The organism is Psychrobacter sp. TB55-MNA-CIBAN-0194, assembly GCF_040309505.1.
Lineage (GTDB): Bacteria > Pseudomonadota > Gammaproteobacteria > Pseudomonadales > Moraxellaceae > Psychrobacter > Psychrobacter fozii.
Map to the genome: position 1 here is coordinate 158,233 of NZ_JBEOOW010000002.1, position 19,383 is coordinate 177,615.

Below are 19,383 nucleotides of genomic sequence, written 5' to 3' on the forward strand. Positions count from 1 at the left end.
ATAATGATTAAAGAGATTAAGCAAGACGGCGAAGCACGCATGCAAAAAACGTTGGAAGCGCTTCAGAGTACTTTCAGTAAAGTTCGTACAGGCCGTGCCCACCCAGGTATGTTGTCAGGTGTGATGGTCAGCTACTACGGTTCTGACACCGCCCTCAACCAAGTAGCAAGTGTCAACGTTGAAGACTCACGTACGCTGCTTGTTCAACCGTTCGACCGTACTATGGTACAGGCAATTGATAAAGCTATCCGTGAAGCTGATTTGGGTCTTAACCCAATGACTGCTGATGTGATTCGTGTACCGATGCCAGCATTGACAGAAGAAACACGCCGCGATATGCAAAAACTTGCGCGTGGAGAAGCTGAGAACAGCCGAGTTTCTATCCGTAATATTCGCCGTGATATGATGAATGATATTAAAGATTTAGCAAAAGAAAAAGAAATATCAGAAGATGACGAGCGCCGCGCCAGTGATGATATCCAAAAAATCACTGACAAATATATCGAAATCATCGATAAAAGTTTGACCAAAAAAGAAAGCGATTTGATGGACGTCTAAGAACTAATTTTATTGTTGTTTATGACAATAGTTAGTTAAGTCATTGCTCAAATATTAAGCAGTCAATGTGCCAACGCTATTGGCTGCTTATTATTGCGTGAGTGCTAAGCGACTGATGACTGAATTATGATAAGTTTATGAATTGTCTGTCTGACGCTTTTTAATCACCCTCGCACACGTTATTATTATCTTACCTCAACAATAAGCAAGTTCGCCTATGTCCACTTCAGCCATTTTGGCTCCCACTATTCTTCCTCGTCATATCGCTATCATTATGGATGGCAACAATCGGTATGGTAAAGCCAATGATTTGGGAAAAGGCCAAGGACATGTCGCTGGCAAAGACGCACTAGATCCCATCGTTGAGTATTGTGTGGATACTGGTATCGAGGTATTGACGGTATTTGCGTTTTCTAGTGAGAACTGGCAACGTCCGCCTAGTGAAGTGGCACTGCTGATGCAACTGTTGGCCTCGACTATTCATGAGCAGATACCACGCATGAATGAATATCGTATTCGCTTACGTTTCATCGGTGATCGCAGTCAACTAAGTGCTGACTTACAAGCATTGATGGCAGATGCTGAAGCAAAAACGGCAGACTTTGACGCCATGACCCTAGTTATCGCTATCAGTTATGGTGGACAATGGGATATTGCGAATGCTGCAAAACAGTTGGCACAGCAAGTAGAGTCAGGTCAGTTACGTGCTGATGATATCAATAAAGAAATGCTCGGTGAGTATGTTCAGTTAGCAGACGAACCAGCCGTAGACATGTTAGTACGTACGGGCGGTGAGTACCGAATCTCCAACTTCTTATTGTGGCAATCAGCCTACGCTGAGTTGTTCTTCACCCAAACGTTATGGCCGAATTTTGCAGCAGATGAGTTGGCGACGATGGTAACAGAGTTCGCTCAGCGTCAACGCCGCTTTGGCAAAACCAGTGAGCAGATAGTGATAGAGCAAGATAAGCCTTAAAACCGTTGTCATTTTAATCATTGACTTAGCATTTTGCAAAGCCGTTATCGTATGAGTAGTTAATATTGATTGTTTATGAAATAATAAACCGCTTCAATGGGAGTTAATTGCTATTAGTGGGCTATTGTAGATTAGCTGCTATAATGCACTTTTTGACCATACATTATTCATTATTATAAGGCTCGATAAGTATGTGGCAACGAATTAAGACGGCAGTTGTTCTCGTTATTATCGTTGGTATTGCAATGTTTGCGAGCCAAACCCCTGTTTTATTTGCACCCCTTTTAGCCGTTGGCGTGATTATTGCGGCTCATGAGTGGACGAAGCTGATGCCTAAGTGGCGTCAGCCTGCTGTATTTGTGTTGCTAGTCTTGGTGCTGACTTTAGTCTCTCTTATATTTAAAGTGACTTGGCTGTTTTGGTGGGTGGCGTCACTCGCTATATGGTTGATGGCGCTGTCTTGGGTTAGAGTATTTCCGACGCATACCAATTGGTATGGAAAGAAGCTGGCGTTAATGGGTGCTGTTATATTGACGGCATCGATTACGTCTATGTTTTATTTGTGGCAACTGTCGGCATGGTGGTTGCTCTATGTATTCTTATTGGTTTGGTGCGCAGACAGTGGCGCTTATTTTGTCGGTCGCAAGCTTGGTCGTCGCAAGATGGCACCGAATGTCTCACCCAACAAGAGCATGGAAGGACTGGCTGGCGGATTGGTCACAGGCTTGCTAGTCGTCATTGGGATTAGTGTCTTTAAGCTACAATTGACTGGTGTGCCATTAGTCGCATTTGTGGCATTATCAGCGATAACGATTTTAGCGTCGGTGCTTGGTGACTTATTTGAGTCAATGCTCAAACGCCGTGCTGATGTCAAAGACTCAGGTACGATTCTTCCGGGTCATGGCGGCATATTGGATCGTATCGATTCGCTATTGTCTGCCACACCAATATTTGCACTTGGTTTTTGGGCGATACAACAGTTTGGCTTGATCGTCGTATAAAGCATCAATGTCAAAGCGTTCAAAAATCAAAGTGCTTAAAAATTAGAGTTCTTAAAAATCAGAGCGTTTATTTATTTTTATTTCTCACAGTATCCTTCATAGGCATCAATGGTTATGACGCAACGCATCGCCGTACTAGGCGCAACAGGTTCGATTGGCGATAGTACGTTAGCAATCTTAGCAGCACAACCACAGTACACGGTCTATGCTTTGTCCGGCTATCACCGTTTAGACAAGTTATTCGAACTTTGCAAACAGTTTTTACCGAAACGTGTCAGCGTACCGACAGCAGCCGTTGATAGTTTTGCCCAGCGCCTCAGTGCTGCAGGTCTGGACATCGATGTCGTGGGCGGCGAGCAAGGGCTAATAGATATTGCTACTGACTCGCAAACTGATACCGTGGTTGCGGCTATTGTAGGTGCTGCGGGCTTGCCTTCTACTTTAGCCGCCGCTCGTGCAGGCAAGCGTATTTTACTTGCTAATAAAGAGGCGCTAGTGATGGCAGGGCAGGTAATGATTAACGCTGTCAAAATGCACAATGCCACTTTGCTACCGCTTGATTCAGAACACAATGCTATCTTTCAGTGCTTACCGCTCGCTATTCAGCAAGATAATACCCAAATCCATCAGTCAGAACATGGCGTGCGTAAGTTATGGTTGACCGCCTCTGGTGGGCCATTTTTGCAGCAGTCATTTGAACAGATGCAACAGGCAAGCGTCGCTCAGGCAGTCAAACATCCAAACTGGTCAATGGGTCAAAAGATATCCGTCGACTCTGCAACGATGATGAATAAAGGCTTGGAATTGATAGAAGCTTGTCATTTATTTAATTTGACTGAAGATAGGATAAATGTGGTCATTCATCCACAAAGTATCATTCACTCAATGGTAGAATATAATGATGGCAGCTATCTAGCACAGTTGGGTAGCCCAGATATGAAAACGCCTATTGCGCATGCACTCAGCTATCCCAACCGAATTGAGAGTGGCTCTCAGCCATTGGACTTATATGCGCTCAGCGGATTAGAGTTTATCAAACCCGACTTGCAAAAATTCGCTTGTTTACGTTTGGCACGTCAAGCTATGCAAGCGGGTACGCAAGCGACTATTGTACTCAATGCTGCGAACGAAATTGCGGTTGCTGCCTTCTTAGATGGACAAATTCGTCTGACTAATATTGCGGATATCAATGAGCAAGCATTAAATGACATACAAGTACCGCCATTGACCGAAACAGCTGACATAGAAGATATATTAACCATTGATAAGATAGCGCGGCATCTTACTGACAAGCTTGTAGCAAAGTTGGCATAATCGTAATTAGTATAATCGCAGAAAAAAGCTTTTAGTCAAAAGATGATGTCCAGCATGCCCTAGCAAAGATGTTGACAAAAGATGCTAAGAAATCATACTGAGAAAAGATCATGACGTTTTTATTAACGCTCCTTGCAGCAATATTTGTCTTAGGTCCGCTCATTGCTTTGCATGAATGGGGTCACTATATCGTGGCACGTATGTGCGGCGTTAAAGTGCTGACTTACTCTATTGGTTTCGGCCCTAAGCTGTTTGGTTGGACCAGTAAGAAAAGTGGTATTGACTATCGCATCTCGGCATTGCCACTGGGTGGTTATGTCAAAATGCTCGACGAGCGTGAAGGTGAAGTGGCCAAAGATGAGCAACATTTGGCGTTTAATCATCAGCATCCGCTAAAGAAGATTGCGATTGCCGCTGCTGGCCCTATCATGAATTTTATTATTGCTATCGCGCTGTTTTGGGTACTGTTTATGACCCCATCAGAGCAGCTAGCGACTAAAATTGGCAGCATCTTGCCTGATACGCCTGCTGCTATGGCACAGCTACCTGTTGGTGGTAAAATTGTTGCGATTGATGGTCATGACGTGCAAACGTGGGAAGGTATTAATTATCGTCTGGCTGGGCGTATGGGCGAGACAGATGATGTGAGTATCACGGTGCAATCAGCTGTCCAAACTGATAACTCGGCCAAAACGTATCAAGCGCCCGTGCAGCAATTTATGCAAGGCGCCGCACAAGGCAAAGATGCATTGACTAGCTTTGGCATGCTGCCGTGGCAACCAGATATTGCCCCGATAGTGGGTGATCTGAGTGCTGATGGTGCTGCCAGTCGGCAGGGGCTAAAAGTCGGTGATCGCATTACGGCTATCAATGATACAGAAATAAAAGACTGGATCAGTGCTACCCGTATCATTCGCGATAGCCCTGAAACGCTGCTTAATTTTACGGTCCTACGTGATGGAAAATCTGTGCAATTACAGATTATGCCACAAGGTAAAAAAGATAACTTAGGTAACGATTATGGCCAAATTGGTGCTATGGTGGTACAGTCTGAGATTGTGGTCCCTGATGCGTATAAAACCACAGTTGTCTATGGTCCTGGCGAGTCGTTAGTAAAGTCATTTGAGAAGACGGAACAGCTAGCAGTAATGACGGTTAGCTCAATGGGGAAAATGCTGTCGGGCATGATTGGGTTGGATAATTTGTCAGGTCCTATCACGATTGCCAAAGTTGCCAAACAGAGTTTTGATATCAGTTGGCAGATGGTATTGTCCACTGCGGCTTTGATTAGTTTGAGTCTGGCGGTATTGAATCTTTTACCCATTCCTGTATTGGATGGTGGTCATATCGTCTATCACTTCATTGAGCTGATTCGCGGTAAGCCACTGTCAGAAGGCGTACAAATGGTTGGTTTAAATATCGGTTTACTCTTGCTGGCAGGTTTCATGGTGTTAGCAATTGGTAATGATATCAGTCGGCTATTTTGATTAAATGACAGCTAATATAAATGATAAGGCATTATGTACTAATGGCTTTACGCCTATCATAGACCGATTGTTGCTATGATAGATGATAGTGCTTCATCTCATGGTCTCTGTACTAATCGTAATTTTTAGTTTATTTTGTGATGCATTTTATATAAAGTGTTCTGAGTCTCCCTCATGTGAGTTGAAAATTTCATATGCAATGGGCTAGACAATATGTGCTTTTTAACTTAACTTAAGCAAGTTTTTTATTGACGGATAGTGTTTATGCGTACGCCTTTATTTATGAGCGCGGCAGGGTTGCCGTTAGTTGTAGCGATGATGAGTATGCCAGTACATGCTGCAGAGTTTGTAGTCACTGACATCGGTTTTAATGGTCTACAACGCCTAACCCCCGATAGCCTCTATCCGGTTCTGCCTATTTCGGTAGGAGACACGGTGAGTGACAGTAGCTTGGCAGCGAGTATTAAGGCGCTATATGCGACTGAAAATTTTGCTGACATTCAAAGCCGTGTCGAAGGTGGTCAGCTACGATTTGATGTCGTTGAGCGTCCAACCATTGCTGAGGTGACTTTTGAAGGCAATAAGCTTATTCCAAAAGAAGGGCTTGAGCAGGGACTGAAGAATGCTGGCCTAACTGCAGGTGATGTGCTTAAACAAGCCACACTACAGGGCGTCGCTAACGAGTTACAGCAGCAATACATCAGCCAAGGTTACTACAATAGTAATATTGAAGTGGATCAAACGGTACTTGACGGCAATCGTGTCAAGTTAGAGGTGCGCTTCGTTGAAGGTGATCCTGCTAAAGTTGTTGATATCAATGTTATTGGTAATAAACACTTCAGCGATGAAGAAATCAAAGACGTATTTGCGGTAAAAGAATCGTCTTGGAAAAATCTGATCTCTAAATCTGACCGCTATGCTCAAGAGAAGCTGGCTGCTAGTTTAGAAAACCTAAAAGCGCTCTATCAAAATGATGGTTATGTGCGTTTTGCCGTAGACAATGCCGTGCTTAATATCAGTGAAGATAAAAACAGCATCTTTATTGAAGTGAGTCTTAATGAAGGTGAACAGTATCAGTTTGGCGACGTTAATTTCTTAGGTAAGCCAACGTTTGATAACGATGAGCTAAAAGAGCTGGTTACTTTTGCCCCTAACGAAAAATACTCGCAAGCCAAGTTAGATGCGACTACCGCAGCACTTAAGAGTCGTTATGGTAATGAAGGTTACTATCTAGCACAGGTCAGACCTGTGCCACGTATCAATGATGATACCAAAATGGTTGAGATTGATTACTTCATCGATCCTGCACGTCCTATCTACGTTCGTCGCATTAACTTTACGGGCAACATTAAAACCCAAGATGAAGTGCTTCGCCGTGAAATGCGTCAGTTAGAAGGCACACTGTCTTCTAATGACAAGATTCAGCTGTCACGCACACGTTTGATGCGTACTGGGTTCTTTAAAAGTGTGACTGTCGATGTTAAGCCAGTACCTAATCAGCCAGACCAAGTTGATGTGAACTATGTGGTTGAAGAGCAGCCTTCTGGTAGCTCAACTATCGCTGCAGGTTATTCACAAAGTGGTGGTGTGACATTCCAGTTAGATTTGACGCAAAACAACTTTATGGGTACTGGTAACCGTGTAAAAGCTGCGTTGTCACGCTCAGAAACCGTTGACTCTTATAGCTTAGGGTATACCGATCCATACTTTACAGAAAATGGTGTGTCGCAAGGTTTGAGTGCTTATTATCGTAAGACCAAATATGATGATGATAACGTCAGTAACTATGTAACTGATTCTCTTGGTGCTACGCTTAACTATAGCTATCCAATTGATGAAACCAAGCGAGTCAGTGCTGGTTTGAATGTTGACAACACGACCGTACGTGGTGGTAGATACCTCGGTGTGTCCAACGCTCAGGAGTTGTTAGATGATGGTGGTACACAAACACCTGTTGACGACACTGATGGCACTGCAAGTTTTAAAAATGACTATACGACTTATAATTTACTATTTGGTTGGGATTCTAGCACTTTAGATCGTCCAGTATTTCCGACAAAAGGTATGAGTCATGCCATTGATGCAACGATTGGTGTTGGTGATTCTAACTATCAGAAACTAACTTATACGGGCAATATATATTATCCTGTTTATAAAGATATTATCGCACGTGGCTATACCAAGCTTGGTTATGGTAATGATCTACCTTTCTATGAGAACTTCTACGCTGGTGGTTATGGTTCGGTGCGTGGCTATGAGTCTTCAACGCTTGGACCAAAATCACAAACATACAACGAGGCTGTTACCGGTACAGACAGTACTGATGAAGAGGTCGGCGGTAATGCATTGGCAACTTTCGGTGCTGAGCTGATTTTACCAATGCCATTTAAAGGCGATTGGGCAGATCAAGTACGTCCAGTATTGTTTGCTGAGGGCGGTCAAGTCTTTGATACCACTGGTAAAGACGATGAAACTTTTACTTATTCTAAAAGTGATGGAACTAAAGTTGATACAGGCGTTCCTTTAATCTCTCAAGATAATAGCTTACGCTATAGTGCGGGTGCGGGTATTACTTGGTATACGCCAATTGGACCGATATCACTCAGCTATGCAGTGCCTTTCGGTGATAAAGAAGGCGATGAGACTGAAAAGGTTCAGTTCCAGATTGGTAGTACGTTCTAACGCCATATCCGTTAGACAGTAGTGGATTGCCAAGATGATTTTTCAGCTTGGCAATTGCCTTATTCATAACAATATTAATAATCACTATGATAACGATAGAGCAAATTGTCACTCGTATTGAGCAGCGTCAGCCTGTTACCAACAAGTCTGAGATAAACGCTCAACAACTACGCCGAGAGTTTAATAGCGTTGGTAGTCTGACTACTGCCGACCAGCAGCAGTTGAGCTTTTTAGCTAATGCTCGCTATGTCTTTAGTCTTGCGAGCACTCAGGCCGGAGTAGTGCTGGTTACGGCTGAGCTTCGTGATCAAGTGCCATCGACAGCCATAGCATTAGTGGTTGCAAGTCCTTATTTGGCCTACGCGAGTGCCAGTCAGCTATTCGGTCGCGAATTACGGTCTAACGAGATTCATCCTAGTGCAGTGATTGCTGATAGTGCGATTATTGGTAATAATGTCAGCATCGGTCCTTTTTGTGTGATCGGTGACCATGTGCATATTGGTGAGCGTAGTTCACTGGCTGCGCATGTGGTCGTCGAGGCAAATACTACGGTAGGCACTGATTGTATTATAAAATCACATGTGGTTATTGGACATGATTGCATTATTGGTAATCATGTCAGATTGCATGCAGGTGTAAGCGTGGGCTCAGAAGGGTTTGGTTTTGCACCAACCACTGATCCTAGCAGCACAGGCTGGGAGCGTATCGCTCAATTAGGGCGTGTAATGATCGGTGACTATGTACGAATTGGTAGCCAGACCTGTATTGATCGCGGTGCCATTGATGATACGGTTATCGGTAATCATGTGATTATTGATAATCTAGTGCAAGTTGCTCATAACGTGCATATCGGTGACGGTAGTGCGATTGCTGCCCAAACGGCTATCGCTGGTAGTACTCGAATAGGTAAGCGCTGCATCATTGGTGGTGCTGTTGGCATTACCGGTCATATTGAGATCACAGATGATGTGACTTTGTCTGGAATGACGATGGTAACCAAATCCATTAAAACTGCTGGTTCATATTCCTCTGGAACGGCTGCAATGCCGACGGCTAACTGGCGACGTGCTGCGGTACGTTTTCGTCAGCTTGGCCATGATTAGCGCCACTACAAACAAATCATAAAGATTCAACACATAGCAAGGAAGCGCCATTATGAGCAGCCAAGACATAAATATTTTAAATGATGACAATATCAAAAGTTTAGATGAGCAAGGTCTTAAGTTACCATTAACTTATCACACGCTTAAGCATTATTTGCCACATCGTTATCCTTTTCTCTTGGTAGACAAGATTATTGATTGTACCCCTGGAGAATACATTACTGGCGTGAAGAACGTGACGATTAATGAAGAGTTCTTCAATGGTCATTTTCCTGATGAGCCGATTATGCCAGGGGTATTAATGGTAGAGTGCATGGCTCAAGTTTCAGGCGTTCTTGGATTTATTAGTGCGGGGCTCACGGCAGAAGATGGTTATCTATATCTGTTTGCAGGCGTAGACAAGGTTCGCTTTAAGCGTCGTGTTATTCCTGGTGATCAGCTAATTATTCGTGCCAAAACAGTCATGCAAAAGCGTGGCATTTATAAGTTCGACTGTACCGTACATGTCGACGATGAGCTGGCTGCTAGCGCTCAAATAATGATTGCTCGTCAAGAGCAATAGCACTGATTGACAATGATAGCGTCCATAGTGAGCGATAGCATCTAAATAGCTATCTCAAAATGGACAATCAGAATAACCATTGAATATTTTATATAATAGCAGAGCCAGTTTTAGCTTTTTAAACACTGCTAAGTTGGCTGTATTTTTTACCATTTACTCGCATCAGATGATACAAAGGCCCACATTATGAGTCAGATCCATTCAACAGCACTCATCTCACCGTCCGCTCAGATTGATGAGACTGCCACCATTGGTCCATATTGTATCGTTGGTGATGAGGTATCCATTGGTGCACATACTGTTTTGCATCGACATGTAGTCGTCACCAAATTAACTCGTATCGGTCAGCACAATCAAATTTATCAGTTTGCGAGCATTGGTGAAGATCCACAAGATTTGAAGTACGCAGGTGAACGCACGTGGCTTGAGATTGGTGATCATAATACCATTCGTGAGGCCTGTAGCTTACACCGTGGTACAGCACAAGATGGTGAGCTGACCAAAATTGGTAGCCACAATCTGCTGATGGTCAATACGCATGTGGCTCATGATTGTGTGATTGGCGATCATAATGTGTTGGCGAATAATGTCGGTGTGGCAGGCCATGTCACAATTGGTGACCATACGATTATCGGTGGTAACTCAGGTATTCATCAATTTTGTACGGTGGACGACTATAGTTTAATCGGTGGGGCGAGCTTAATTCTAAAAGACGTGGCCGCATTTACGATGGTATCTGGTAATCCGGCAAAAGCACATGGTCTGAACATCGAAGGTATGCGCCGTAAAGGTTGGTCAAAAGAGACCATTAATTTTTTACGCGAAGCCTATCGTACAATTTTCAGATCGGGTTTGACGACCGTAAAAGCGCTAGAAGTTTTGAATAATGAGCTGTTGCCACAAGAGCCAAAAATTCAACTACTCATTGACTCATTACAGAAAAGCCGTCGCGGCGTGGTACGTTAAAAGTAGGATAAAAATACGCTAAGAGTTAGTAATAGTATAAATCTTCTAATCGACCAAACGCTTGTTAACTTTAAATAAAACATAAAAAACCATAACTAATAGTTATGGTTTTTTATGTTTATGAGTACTTGACTTTTTTGGTCGCTTAGCAGAAACTGAGCGTTTACGGTATTGTAATCAATTCTTTCTTAATGTTACTGGGCGTTTCGCATTGATGCGCTTACTAAATAGCCTACTACTATAAATGGCGTTTATGATAATCAAGGAAGATTATCAGTGACATTAATTGAAGCACGAGGATGGAAAAATGGCTATCAATAAACAAGAACATGCACAGTGGAGCTCAAGTTTTGGCTTCGTGTTGGCAGCAGTAGGTTCGGCAGTTGGTTTGGGAAATATATGGAAATTTCCATACATGGTAGGTGAAAGTGGTGGCTCAGCTTTCGTTATCGCTTATTTATTTTGTATTGCGTTAGTCGGTTTTCCAATTTTGGTTGCTGAATGGCTGATTGGTCGCCGCGGACAAAAGAACCCAGTTAATACCTTTGTTGATGTTGCCACAAGTGAAGGCAAGTCACGCAGTTGGGGGATTATTGGTGCTTCAGGTATTTTGGGTGGCTTCTTAATTCTATCGTTCTATAGTGTCATCGGTGGTTGGGCACTCAACTATGTGACTAAAATAGCGACAGGTCAGTTCGTTGGACAAGATAGCGATGCTGTTGGTGCCACATTTGATGCTATGTTAGCCTCTGCTGGTACATTAACGATCTGGCATACAGTATTCATGTTCTTTACCGCTGTTATCGTTGGTATTGGTGTGACGAGCGGTATCGAAAGAACGGCTAAGATTTTAATGCCATTATTAGGTTTGATTCTATTCGTTATCGTTGGTTATAACGTCATGAATGGTGGCTTTGGTGAGGCAGTGGCTTATCTGTTTACTCCTGATCTAAGCAAGCTGACCGAAGATGTTATGATTGCCGCATTGGGCCATGCTTTCTTCACACTATCAATTGGTATGGGTATCATGGTTGCTTATGGCTCATATTTGGGTCGTGAAGTGAACTTACTTAAGACGGCACGTACGGTTGTTATTCTAGATACTGTGATTGCTTTGGCTGCTGGTCTAGCTATTTTCCCAATTATCTTTAGTAATGGTCTAGATCCTGCTTCAGGTCCTGGTCTTATCTTTGTTAGTTTGCCAATTGCTTTTGGTAGCATGGGCGCTGGTACGATTATTGGTACATTGTTCTTCTTACTTATTACTTTTGCTGCTGTTACATCAGCAATCTCATTGCTTGAGCCAACGGTTGAGTTTTTAGAAGAGCGTACTTCTATGAGCCGTACCGTAGCAACGATCGTTTCGAGTACTATCATTTGGTTGTTAGGTATTGCGGCATTACTATCGTTCAATCTATGGTCTGACGTTACTATCTTGGACAACAATATTTTCGACGCTCTAGATAAACTGACCAGTAAATTCATTCTACCTTTAACGGGCCTTGCAGCGATTATATTCCTTGCTTGGAGAATGGATCAGCGTAGTATTCAACAAGAGCTTGGATTGTCTAATGGTGCATTCCAGGTTTGGCAAATCGTTGCTAAATTCGTTGCCCCGATTGCAGTCGTGGTCGTATTTGTTAATGCGTTAATCTAATAAATTTAAAGCAGGGCATTTGATTGCTCTACTTTAAAAGTAATAGATAAAAAAAGGGCTTAAGATGATTCTTAAGCCCTTTTGCATGTTTATCGATAAATAGTTGCGATGATTAGCGCAAGTTTAACTCAGGAACTGTTTGACCACGCTTACTATAGAACTCGATGACAAACTCATCAAACGTGTCTTGTTCAATAGCGTCTCTCATGCCCTGCATCAAACGCTGGTAGTAACGCAAGTTATGAATAGTAGCGAGCTGTGCACCCAGCATTTCTTTACATTTATTCAGGTGATAGAGATAAGCTCGGCTGAAGTTCTGGCAAGTATAGCAATCGCATTCAGGGTCTAATGAACCTTCATCGTTGCGATACTGGCTATTACGGATACGTACCACACCAGCGTTGTCTGTGTCGCCTGTGACAAAGTAATGACCATTACGCGCGTTACGAGTTGGCATCACACAATCAAACATATCGACACCGCGACGTACACCTTCAACCAAATCCTCAGGCTTACCAACGCCCATTAGATAGCGTGGCTTATCTGCTGGCATATCATCAGGAAGGTAGTCTAAGACATCCATCATCTCATCTTTTGGCTCACCAACAGACAGACCACCAATAGCATAACCATCAAAGCCAATATTTAGCAGACCTTCTAGTGATTGCTGACGCAAATCAGGATACATACTGCCTTGTACGATACCAAATAAAGCATTGGTACTGCCCAGTCTGTTGTGCTCATCCACACAGCGTTGTCCCCAACGTAGCGATAACTCTAACGATTTTTTGGCTTCGTCATGAGTGGCTGGATAGGGCGTACACTCATCGAACTGCATGACGATGTCTGAATTCAAACTGTACTGAATCTGCATCGATTTTTCTGGAGACAGAAATACCTTAGCACCATCGATAGGAGATTTAAAATCTACGCCTTCCTCGGTGATTTTACGCATGGCACCCAGACTGAATACTTGGAAACCACCTGAATCAGTCAGGATAGGTCTGTCCCAATGCATGAACTTATGCAAGCCGCCAAACTTATCAATCACCTCGGTACCTGGACGCAACCATAGATGAAAGGTATTGCCCAAAACAATATCCGCACCGATGGCCTCGATATCACGTGGCAGCATACCCTTGACCGTACCATAAGTACCAACAGGCATAAAGGCAGGCGTTTGCACGTCGCCATGATTGAGATGAACTGTACCACGGCGTGCACGCGTGTTACCGCTGGCCGTTTTATGTAAGACAAATTGCATATGATTATCACTATTTACGCTATGAAAATGGCGATAATTATAGCATTGTTAGCGGTTTTTTTGGACATATAGTCAGAGAATCACTGAACTGCTACGGTGTTACTCTACCTAAATGTGCTACTTGTACCATCTTCAGTCGACGGCCTTTTACCCATTTTAGCGTTCTTTGACTATAGATGTTTGATGTCATCGATATACGCTCGATACACACTTTGGTCAATCTCGCTTTGTCATAACCAAAAAACACAGATAGCACTCCAAAAGACACAGACAGGAAGTGGCGTCATTGATAAAGTACCAATCATACAGGTGAGGCGGTCAGAGTCATCAGGCTTATTTTAAGAAACAGATTTGTTTTAAGAAACTAGGAAAATAATATGAAAAAGACAGGTTATTTATTATTAATGGGCGGATTGTTATTGATATCAAAAGGAGCGATGGCCGCTGAGACAGAAGAGCCAGAGTACACGTTATTGACACAAACAGGCGATTTTGAGCTGCGTCGTTATGATGAGCAGATTGTGGCACAAACGTGGGTGAGTGGTGATCAAGACGCCGCTAGTCGAGAAGGGTTCAAAGTGTTAGCGGATTATATCTTTGGTAATAATACAGCACCAACGGGCGGCAGTAGTAAAATTAGCATGACAGCGCCTGTGACCATGCAGCCCAATAATAAAAAAAGTGAGACCGACTCACAGAAAATCGCGATGACAGCACCAGTGAGCATGCAGCAGGAGGATGGGAAGTGGCGCGTGCAGTTCACTATGCCTAGTCAATACACTATGCAAACGTTACCAAAGCCTAATAATCCAAATGTTGAGATTATTGAAGTGCCTGCACAGACTTATGGTGTGATTAAGTTCTCTTGGCTCGCAGGAGAAGACAAAGTAGCGGAAAAAACCGAAGCATTGCAAACATGGATGCAAGACCAGAATCTGATGCCTACAGGCGAGCCTGAATTGGCACGTTATAACCCACCTTGGACGTTACCATTCTTGCGCCGCAATGAGGTAATGATCGCCTACGAGTCAAAATAGTAGCCGCAGCTCAAAGGTATCATTTTTAATAAGTATGTTATTTATCTGCTGTAACGATTTATAGGTTTATAAAAATTAGCCCCATAAAAAAAGACAGCAATCGCTGTCTTTTTTTGTATTTAAGGTTTTGGGTAGCGTATCTAGTTTTTTTGCTCGCGGATGATATTAAGCATACGGCGTAATGGTTCAGCTGCGCCCCATAGCAGTTGGTCGCCGACGGTAAATGCACCTAGATACTCAGGACCCATATTGAGCTTACGCAAACGACCTAACGCAACAGTCAAAGTACCAGTGACAGCTACTGGCGTTAAGCGGTTCATGGTGGCTTCTTTGTCGTCCTCAACCAAATCTAACCACTCGTTGCCGCTATTTTTCAGCGCCGCTTCGATTTCTTCTAACGGAATATCTTTTTTGAGCTTGATAGTCAGCCCTTGTGCATGGCAGCGCATCGCACCAACGCGAACACACATACCGTCGATAGCAATCTTATCAGTTTCAGAATTACCAAGGATTTTGTTGGTTTCAACACCACCTTTCCATTCTTCTTTTGATTGTTTATTCTCTAGTTGAACATCAATATAGGGGATTAAGCTACCAGCTAAAGGCACACCAAAGTACTGTGTAGGGAAGTCTGCTGAACGCTGAGTCTGAGCGATTTTTTTATCAATTTCAAGAATCGCACTAGCAGGATCAGCCAGCTCATCTTTGACCGCATCATGTAATATGCCCATGCCATTAATGAGCTCGCGCATGTTGTTTGCACCAGAGCCACTAGCGGCCTGATAAGTCATGGCGCTGACCCATTCAACCCAGCCCTTATTAAACAACTCACCGATAGCCATCAGCATCAATGACACAGTACAGTTACCACCGATAAAGTCTTTTTTGCCATTGGCTAAGGCACTATCGATGACAGCGCGGTTGACCGGATCAAGAATGATGATGCTGTCATCTTTCATTCGCAACGTGCTCGCTGCATCAACCCAATAACCATTCCAACCGCCATCACGTAATGGTTGATGTACCTTTGACGTGTAATCACCACCTTGGCAAGTAATAACAACATCACAAGCAGCAAGTGCGTCAATATCATGAGCATCTTTTAATTGGCTAGTTTCAATACCCTCAAAGCTTGGCGCATCTCCGCCTGCATTGCTGGTGGAAAAGAACACAGGTGTGATGCCATTGAAGTCATTTTCTTCTTGCATACGTTGTATCAATACTGACCCAACCATACCGCGCCAGCCTACCAAGCCTACTGTTAAATTACTCATGAAATCCAATCCTATTTACAATTATTTGTTGCATCACCAACCGATAACAATGCCGTGAATAGCGCTAAAAAGCAAGGCGTTTTAGCGGTTTTCTATATACTATTAACTATGTTCGTTATAACTTTAAGTTATTAGCGTAATAGTGACACTCACTATGCCTTAGACAACTCATCGTACATTAATAATATCTAGCAATCATGACTATCGAAAAGACATATACGATGATGGTTATTATGAGCTTGTAAATATTGTAATGTTTTATGATAGTTGTCGCATCATGATTGCTCATTAGTAGTCTATAATATTGTGAAATGCTAAGGTTAGAAGTGAACCTCAATTCAGACCAAGCCATGCAATATTTCGTTATCGAATAAGTCATGAACCGGGCCATTTCTTCAGTCATCCTCCTAATAGACGGTTAATACACACTATGGATCTCTCACTATTATATTACAGCCTACAGGGGTTAGCAGGATTCATCGCCTTCGTAACGATTTGGGGTTGGATACCACTTGATAATTGGTGGGTGCGTGGTGTTGAGTTTCCACGCATTCAAATCATGGTGTTAGGTGCCATTGCTTGGATTGGTATGCTGCTATTTTGGTCAGAATGGGCGTTAGGTCAGTGGCTGCTATTCTTAGTCTTAAGTATCACTTTAGCGTTTCAGCTGAGAATGATACTGCCTTATACCAGACTGTGGAAAAAAGAAGTCGAGAAAGCAAAAGACAAACCAGAGGGGCAGGATAATCACCTAAAAATAATGGTTTCAAATGTTTTGACGCCTAACGATAATACGCAAAAACTGGTTGATTTGGTCAAGCAAAAAGAACCTGATATTTTAATTACGCTAGAAAGTGATAAAAAATGGGAAAAGGCCTTGCAGCAGATTGAATCTGACTATCCTTATACCGTAAAGGTTCCATTGGATAATCTGTATGGTATGCATCTCTATTCTAAGCTTGAGTTGATTGATCCTGAAGTCAAATACTTGATGATTGATGACATTCCTTCAATCCATGCGCAGCTGCGCCTGCAAAGTGGTCGCGTCATTTGGTTGTATTGCTTGCATCCTATGCCGCCCAGTCCCACCGAAGCAGACAAATCTACCACTCGGGATGCCGAGTTGCTCATGGTCGGAAAGCACATAAAAGAGAACGACCAAACGGCGATATTGGCAGGTGACCTCAATGATGTGGCATGGTCAAAAACGACTCGACGTTTTCAGCGTATATCTGGGTTATTAGACCCGCGTATCGGCCGACATTTTATCAATACTTTCCACGTCAATTATCCATTTCTGCGTTGGGCATTAGATCATATTTTCCATAGTGCCTGCTTTACCGTTGTAGATATAAAGCGCATGCCCTCTATTGGCTCTGACCACTTTCCTGTTATGACAACGCTACAATATGAGCCAGAAAAGACCAGTCAACAAGCACAAAATGCGCCTACTAAGGACGCAGAAGATATTAGAGAGACGGATCATAAAATAGAAGAAGGTAAAAAAGAAGGTAAAAAGGTATCAAAAGAACACGCAGAAGAATGAAGAGTTTTGGGTCAACAGATACTAGTTTGATAGCTTATTGCGCTATTAAGCTTCCTCTAAAAACGTAAGCATATGCTTACGTCAAATAAGGTCTTTAGCCTCTAGTTGTATCAAACTGATTGCCCTACAATACGACCATCAACACAAGGATATGCAAGGATGCAGTGTTGAGACAGTATCAATAAAAGCTCAGGTCAGCCCGCTGTCTTATAGTTTACTGTTCATGACTTAGGATGAGTCAACACGGAAATAATAACAACATGAAGCGTTAAAGCCTCGAACCAATCGCCCTAGGTTCGGGGCTTTTCTTTGTGTGTCAAATTCATTCGTTGAAGATTCATTTTTGGGTTTTATAGAAAATTAGAATATCAGGAATTAAAAAAGATCCTTAAACGCTAGCTTTTAAAAATGGGCGCTTATCAATAAAAAAGGGTACATGCATTGGCATGTACCCTTTTTCGAAAAGACTATTTATGTTGTTAATCTATTCGGTAGTTTCTTATCCAAGTACTTGGATATAAGCGCTAGAACGTAACTCTTGTAGCCAGTCTTCTTGAGCTTGTGGTGCTAGGCGTTGGTACAATGCTTGACGTGCCATACTGCGACGATATTGCTCACTAACGTCCTGATCACGTTTCCCATCCACTTTTAAGATATGCCAGCCAAACTGGGTCTTGAAAGGAGCAGAGTAATCACCGACCGCTGTATTTTTCATGACAGCTTCAAACGGACCAACCATATCCTCTTCACTAACCCAGTCAAGATCACCACCGCGACCAGCTGAACCCGGATCATCTGAGTAGGTCGATGCTAAACCAGCAAAGTCAGCACCACTGCGTAGCTGTTCGTATAAATCATTGATTTTTTGTTCAGCAAGCGCATCAGTCTGGAGCTCATCAACTTTCACCAAGATGTGACGAGTTTGCCATTGCGGTATCAGCATGGTATCACTGGCTTTTTTATTAGCAAGCTTAATGATATCGATACCTTCAGGAGTAATTAATGGCTCACTAACCGCACCGACGTCAAGCTTGGTAATTTGGCTTGATAGTTCTGTAGGCAATGAGGCCGCCTTGTGAAAGCCCATATCGCCACCTTGTAGTGGGATAGGATAGCTACCTTGGCTAGCAGCGACAGCTTCCGTGACATTGACATCTGATACGAGCAGGCGAGTGCGTAATGCTCCCGCTACCTTTAATGCTTCTGCACGCTGCGCCTCTGATAAACGGCTATAGTCATCGATGTAAGGCACGCGTACATGAATGGTTTGATATTCACTTTGGTTCAAGCGCTTGGCTTCAGGAGATGCCAAAAATGCATCGATATCTTGCTCGCTGATGCGGACACGATCACTGATTTGACGTTGCTGCAATGCTTGAATAGAGGCATCTTCGATCAGCTGAGCGCGCAGAGCAGCGTAGCTACCAGGTCTTGCTGCATCTAGACGTTGCTGCAATGCTGAGATGCTACCCAGTCCTTCTGCTTGTGCGATTTGACCCAGACGCTGATTGATAGCGGCATCGTCAGGTTTTAGGCCTGAGCGCTTAATCATAGACAGCTGCAACTCACGTAAGATAAGTGCATTTAACACTTCAGACTGTAGCTGAGCTGAGTTGGCAATTGGCTCGCCAGCAGCTTGAGCACGTGCTTGAGCTTGCGTAATAGCAGCAACCAATTCACTTTTTAAGATAGCATTTTCATTGACTAATGCAATGATGCCGTCTGTGCTATTGGCTGGGGTCAGGCGATTCACGTTGCTTTGTTCAGCATTGGTTGTCGCTTTAGCCGCTGCAGGCTTTACGGTGGCGGCTTGGGCATTGAGACTAAGCACAAGGCCTGCACTCATACCCATCGAAAACAGTACAGCACGGCTGGTTTGACGTACAGAAAAAAATCTCATGATGCTCCTCATCAATGTCATCGCATCGGATGGTAGTTGGTCAACCATATCCATTA

Annotated in this window: 15 protein-coding genes; 12 read left to right on the forward strand and 3 right to left on the reverse strand. The window is 43.2% G+C overall.

The window, feature by feature from the left end; translation table 11 throughout:
• The first annotated feature begins 3 nt into the window (after positions 1-3).
• The 10 genes from frr (at position 4) to AAEY75_RS03355 (ending at position 12,306) form a co-directional block, all read left to right on the forward strand.
• A complete protein-coding gene (gene frr / locus AAEY75_RS03310) occupies positions 4-558 on the forward strand; it encodes a ribosome recycling factor (protein WP_110922360.1) in 555 nt (184 codons plus the stop codon).
• A gap of 217 nt (positions 559-775) precedes the next feature.
• Positions 776-1,534: a polyprenyl diphosphate synthase gene (gene uppS, locus AAEY75_RS03315; protein ID WP_352258384.1), complete on the forward strand. Its 759-nt coding sequence runs from the start codon at positions 776-778 to the stop codon at positions 1,532-1,534.
• Between the two features lie 191 nt (positions 1,535-1,725).
• Positions 1,726-2,535, forward strand: a complete 810-nt coding sequence (locus AAEY75_RS03320; protein ID WP_352258386.1) for a phosphatidate cytidylyltransferase — start codon at positions 1,726-1,728, stop codon at positions 2,533-2,535.
• A gap of 108 nt (positions 2,536-2,643) precedes the next feature.
• Positions 2,644-3,849 carry a 1-deoxy-D-xylulose-5-phosphate reductoisomerase gene (gene ispC / locus AAEY75_RS03325; RefSeq protein ID WP_352258388.1) on the forward strand — a complete coding sequence of 402 codons (1,206 nt, stop codon included), beginning with the start codon at positions 2,644-2,646 and terminating at the stop codon, positions 3,847-3,849.
• 110 nt (positions 3,850-3,959) lie between these two features.
• Positions 3,960-5,336 carry an RIP metalloprotease RseP gene (rseP, locus tag AAEY75_RS03330; protein ID WP_197218408.1) on the forward strand — a complete coding sequence of 459 codons (1,377 nt, stop codon included), beginning with the start codon at positions 3,960-3,962 and terminating at the stop codon, positions 5,334-5,336.
• Positions 5,337-5,600: 264 nt separating this feature from the next.
• Positions 5,601-8,018, forward strand: coding sequence for an outer membrane protein assembly factor BamA (bamA, locus tag AAEY75_RS03335; RefSeq protein ID WP_352258390.1), 2,418 nt, complete (start codon positions 5,601-5,603; stop codon positions 8,016-8,018).
• Between the two features lie 86 nt (positions 8,019-8,104).
• On the forward strand, positions 8,105-9,121 hold the full coding sequence (gene lpxD / locus AAEY75_RS03340) for a UDP-3-O-(3-hydroxymyristoyl)glucosamine N-acyltransferase (protein ID WP_352258392.1): 1,017 nt from the start codon (positions 8,105-8,107) through the stop codon (positions 9,119-9,121).
• Positions 9,122-9,173: 52 nt separating this feature from the next.
• Positions 9,174-9,683, forward strand: a complete 510-nt coding sequence (gene fabZ / locus AAEY75_RS03345) for a 3-hydroxyacyl-ACP dehydratase FabZ (protein WP_352258394.1) — start codon at positions 9,174-9,176, stop codon at positions 9,681-9,683.
• Positions 9,684-9,869: 186 nt separating this feature from the next.
• A complete protein-coding gene (gene lpxA / locus AAEY75_RS03350) occupies positions 9,870-10,649 on the forward strand; it encodes an acyl-ACP--UDP-N-acetylglucosamine O-acyltransferase (RefSeq protein WP_197100760.1) in 780 nt (259 codons plus the stop codon).
• Between the two features lie 307 nt (positions 10,650-10,956).
• Positions 10,957-12,306: a sodium-dependent transporter gene (locus AAEY75_RS03355; RefSeq protein ID WP_197218410.1), complete on the forward strand. Its 1,350-nt coding sequence runs from the start codon at positions 10,957-10,959 to the stop codon at positions 12,304-12,306.
• A gap of 112 nt (positions 12,307-12,418) precedes the next feature.
• Here AAEY75_RS03355 and tgt read toward each other — a convergent pair whose 3' ends face one another.
• Complete coding sequence (tgt, locus tag AAEY75_RS03360) at positions 12,419-13,570, reverse strand: tRNA guanosine(34) transglycosylase Tgt (RefSeq protein ID WP_352258397.1); 1,152 nt, start codon at positions 13,568-13,570, stop codon at positions 12,419-12,421.
• Positions 13,571-13,947: 377 nt separating this feature from the next.
• Here tgt and AAEY75_RS03365 point away from each other — a divergent pair, with 377 nt between their 5' ends.
• Positions 13,948-14,607, forward strand: a complete 660-nt coding sequence (locus AAEY75_RS03365) for an SOUL family heme-binding protein (protein ID WP_352258399.1) — start codon at positions 13,948-13,950, stop codon at positions 14,605-14,607.
• A gap of 140 nt (positions 14,608-14,747) precedes the next feature.
• On the opposite strand, the gene asd is transcribed toward AAEY75_RS03365, so the two are convergent.
• Entirely contained in the window at positions 14,748-15,881 is a 1,134-nt protein-coding gene (gene asd / locus AAEY75_RS03370; RefSeq protein WP_352258401.1) for an aspartate-semialdehyde dehydrogenase, read from the reverse strand.
• A gap of 430 nt (positions 15,882-16,311) precedes the next feature.
• Between asd and AAEY75_RS03375 the strand changes: the two genes are divergently transcribed.
• Positions 16,312-17,427, forward strand: a complete 1,116-nt coding sequence (locus AAEY75_RS03375; RefSeq protein WP_352258403.1) for an endonuclease/exonuclease/phosphatase family protein — start codon at positions 16,312-16,314, stop codon at positions 17,425-17,427.
• 499 nt (positions 17,428-17,926) lie between these two features.
• Here the strand turns inward: AAEY75_RS03375 and AAEY75_RS03380 are convergent, their stop codons facing one another.
• Entirely contained in the window at positions 17,927-19,327 is a 1,401-nt protein-coding gene (locus tag AAEY75_RS03380) for a peptidylprolyl isomerase (RefSeq protein WP_352258405.1), read from the reverse strand.
• Positions 19,328-19,383 lie beyond the last annotated feature (56 nt).

Excerpts from the sequence above, each read along its gene's own strand:
- lpxD (WP_352258392.1), top strand. The coding sequence starts at position 8,105 with ATGATAACGATAGAGCAAATTGTCACTCGTATTGAGCAGCGTCAGCCT.
- AAEY75_RS03320 (WP_352258386.1), top strand. The coding sequence starts at position 1,726 with ATGTGGCAACGAATTAAGACGGCAGTTGTTCTCGTTATTATCGTTGGT.
- uppS (WP_352258384.1), top strand. The coding sequence starts at position 776 with ATGTCCACTTCAGCCATTTTGGCTCCCACTATTCTTCCTCGTCATATC.
- ispC (WP_352258388.1), top strand. The coding sequence starts at position 2,644 with ATGGTTATGACGCAACGCATCGCCGTACTAGGCGCAACAGGTTCGATT.
- frr (WP_110922360.1), top strand. The coding sequence starts at position 4 with ATGATTAAAGAGATTAAGCAAGACGGCGAAGCACGCATGCAAAAAACG.
- AAEY75_RS03355 (WP_197218410.1), top strand. The coding sequence starts at position 10,957 with ATGGCTATCAATAAACAAGAACATGCACAGTGGAGCTCAAGTTTTGGC.
- bamA (WP_352258390.1), top strand. The coding sequence starts at position 5,601 with ATGCGTACGCCTTTATTTATGAGCGCGGCAGGGTTGCCGTTAGTTGTA.
- AAEY75_RS03380 (WP_352258405.1), bottom strand. The coding sequence starts at position 19,327 with ATGAGATTTTTTTCTGTACGTCAAACCAGCCGTGCTGTACTGTTTTCG.
- asd (WP_352258401.1), bottom strand. The coding sequence starts at position 15,881 with ATGAGTAATTTAACAGTAGGCTTGGTAGGCTGGCGCGGTATGGTTGGG.
- lpxA (WP_197100760.1), top strand. The coding sequence starts at position 9,870 with ATGAGTCAGATCCATTCAACAGCACTCATCTCACCGTCCGCTCAGATT.
- fabZ (WP_352258394.1), top strand. The coding sequence starts at position 9,174 with ATGAGCAGCCAAGACATAAATATTTTAAATGATGACAATATCAAAAGT.
- AAEY75_RS03365 (WP_352258399.1), top strand. The coding sequence starts at position 13,948 with ATGAAAAAGACAGGTTATTTATTATTAATGGGCGGATTGTTATTGATA.
- AAEY75_RS03375 (WP_352258403.1), top strand. The coding sequence starts at position 16,312 with ATGGATCTCTCACTATTATATTACAGCCTACAGGGGTTAGCAGGATTC.
- rseP (WP_197218408.1), top strand. The coding sequence starts at position 3,960 with ATGACGTTTTTATTAACGCTCCTTGCAGCAATATTTGTCTTAGGTCCG.
- tgt (WP_352258397.1), bottom strand. The coding sequence starts at position 13,570 with ATGCAATTTGTCTTACATAAAACGGCCAGCGGTAACACGCGTGCACGC.